At 44.1% G+C, this 2931-nt stretch carries 2 protein-coding genes; both read right to left on the bottom strand.

The window, feature by feature from the left end; genetic code table 11:
* The coding region (locus G464_RS09555) for a hypothetical protein (protein ID WP_039777968.1) at nucleotides 1–2469 on the bottom strand (2469 nt) is incomplete at its 3' end.
* A 251-nt stretch (nucleotides 2470–2720) separates the two neighbouring features.
* Nucleotides 2721–2915, bottom strand: coding sequence for a hypothetical protein (locus G464_RS09550; RefSeq protein ID WP_155237073.1), 195 nt, complete (start codon nucleotides 2913–2915; stop codon nucleotides 2721–2723).
* Nucleotides 2916–2931 lie beyond the last annotated feature (16 nt).

Below are 2931 nucleotides of genomic sequence, written 5' to 3'. Positions count from 1 at the left end.
ACCCTGAGCAGATGTCTGATAGTAGAAAGTGAACATTGAGTTAACAGAATCATCGTTAGCACTCTCTACGCTCGCAGTCAACCCAGTAACAAACGAGGAATGACGAGCAGGATACTCACCCTTATCATTCGGAGCAATCGCATGATCACCCTTATACGGGAGGACGTCAAGCACCGTCAACGACTTAGCTGGCACAATCGAATTGTTAAAGACATTCAACTTATACGAAAGTGAATCTCCCAGCTCACCTGTTGCAACCGTACCCCACTCGCCATCATACTTCACACGATTATTCAAAACGAGCTCCATTGGTGGAATGTATGTAATGCGAGCGACAACCTTTTCAAAAATCTCTTCACGGTTGCCGTCATCGTCCACATCCAACACATCCTTGGAAGAATACGGGCCAAGATTATCTGCTTTAGCGTTGAATTTATATGGACGTACGATATCGTTATCCTCGTAAGACATGTAGGTCACAATATCGTTATCACCTGGCGTTGCACACTTTGTAGCGATGATCTTCAAATCCACAGCTCCTGCATGAGCAGCACCAACGTCACCGTAGTCGATAACTACTGCAGTTTTACCTGTGCCATGATAATTTTGAATCTCTTGAACCTTTGGCTCTTTAACACCTTGCCAATCCCATAGGCCACGTCCTGTGTCCTTAACCCAACCGTTCGGTGTATTAGTATTCTTCACTAATTTGAATCCGTCAGGCAATACAGTTACAGTACGCACATTCTTGATTACATCGTACTGACCATAAGTGACTTCAGGTAACTGCGGCCCCACTTTAACAGTAATAGGTTTCAAATCTTTAGAGTCTTCCTGTTGGAACACGAATTGTTGAGAATCGTTCTCAAAGGTATGTACTTGAGGGTGCAATGGGGAGACAAATACAGTCCTATTATCTCCTCCGAAAGGACTCATTCCCTCGCCATCAATCAATCCCGCTGCCTCGATTTGATAAGGGACTGACGTAGATTCTGCTAAAGCGTCTAGTTTCTTGATAGCTGCAGGGGTGAACCCGTTATAAGCCACAACTATGATAGAAGCATTGTCGAGTGTAACTAATTCATCGAACTCTATCTTCAAAGAAACAAATTCACGCTTCGCATCTTCGACTTCTATTTTGTCTGCAATCTCTACCTTATCTTTGAGAAGCTTACGCGAGCCATCAGCACGAATACCATACAGTTTAGCTTTGCCATCTTCAAAGACTTTTTGAAGCGCACGAGTATCTTTCTCTTTAATCGATTTGTCGCTCTTATTGCTTACTACTCCTTGAACATGAAGAGATTTAAAGTACAAATCTTCAGAGTTTTGGCCTCTGAGGTAAACGTTTAAATCTTTCCACTGGCTTGATTGACCGCCGGAATCTGGATTGCTCACACCCGAACCGTTATTGTAGTCCTTGAAATCGATCCTATATCCAATACCTGTATCAGTTAAGTCGCATTCACCGTGATACAGATGCTTATTCATATAGTAGTACGTTGGTACTCCGCGTCCGAAACCGCAATTATCCACTACCTTATAACCAGAGCTATCAATTTCAGCTTCACGCCAACCGACACCTTTGAACAGTTCCGGCTTAAAGTAGTAGGTCTCATCTCGTTGAGCGATGAGAGTGCCACCAGTGGAATCATCATTAGCATCGTAATAGTATTCAATTGGTATATGCACATCACTATTGAGTGGCGCTCCGGTAAAATCAATGTTCCAGTTGGCTCGCTCATTAAACACGCGCATATTCGAAACCAGTTCAGCCGGAGCTTGGAACTTTGGATTCCTCACCATGTAGGTATAGCGAGTACTACCATCTGACAATACCTCTACAGATCGGAAGTAGTCTTCATCGTTTCCAGCTTTAAAGCCCTCTATTTTTGGCCCCTTGGGAAGAGTTAATACAAACTTTACATTCTGTGGATGAATTAGCCCTTGTTTGCCTGGCTGCCCCTCAGACTGCGCTGCGAGAGACGTGATTAGCAAAGCTGTCGTTGTCGTATTCGGCTGAACATATTTCTCATCTAGGGAATCAACAGTCACTCCCCCACGTACGTTGCGATGACCATTAGGAACCAAGTTATCTGGATTATCCTGCGGAATCGTTACACCATTATAAGCACTGGTAGTTTCTGCTGTTAGATGAGGATTGTAGTTCAAAGAGTAAGCGTCAAAACCAACATTTTTAGCTCTGTAGGTTTTCTCTACTGCCTTCACTGGCTTGCCATCACCGTTGTACAGAGTTGCTTCAAGTTTTACGGAATCGCCAGTGCGAGCAAAATGACCATCAAAATCAAATGGGAGTGGATACGTAACATTGTAACCGCCAGAAAGTGTATCAAAAGTGTACTTAACCCATTGATGAGTGTCGTCAGCCCCACGTTCGGTCTTTATTGCTTTATTAGAATCCGGGAAGAATAGTTTCTCAATCTTATTCGTCTTGTTAATTCGAATCAATAAATAGGGATTCTGGATAGAATAATTTTTTCCTGAAATATTCAGGTTTACAACGTCGGCGATATTCTCAAACGTGTAATATTCCGCCTTACTATCTACAACCGATCTTCCTTCAATCTTTCCAATCTTTAGATCTACGCGAGCTGTGTCATCCTCAGTAGCAGCACGATCAGAACCAGCTGATTCAGACGGTGCTGGAGTGGCCGAAGCCTCACCAGACCCAGCCGAAGTAACAGGAGCAGAATCAGATCCTACCTGCTCAGACTCACTACCCCCCCCGTCACATTCTTAGACCCAGTAGACGTATCCTGTTTCTTGTCTTTATCTGTCTGTTCAGTCGTTACCGCCGACGTATCCGACTCAGCAGAGACAGCCACAGCAGTACCCAACGGAGCAAACATAGCCACCGCAAGCACCGCAGATATAATCATCCTACGGATTTTCATCTTCCTCTCCTCCTCT

This window comes from Alloscardovia omnicolens DSM 21503, from assembly GCF_000420505.1.
In the GTDB taxonomy this organism is placed as follows: domain Bacteria; phylum Actinomycetota; class Actinomycetes; order Actinomycetales; family Bifidobacteriaceae; genus Alloscardovia; species Alloscardovia omnicolens.
This window is presented reverse-complemented; position numbering and strand designations above follow the sequence as displayed.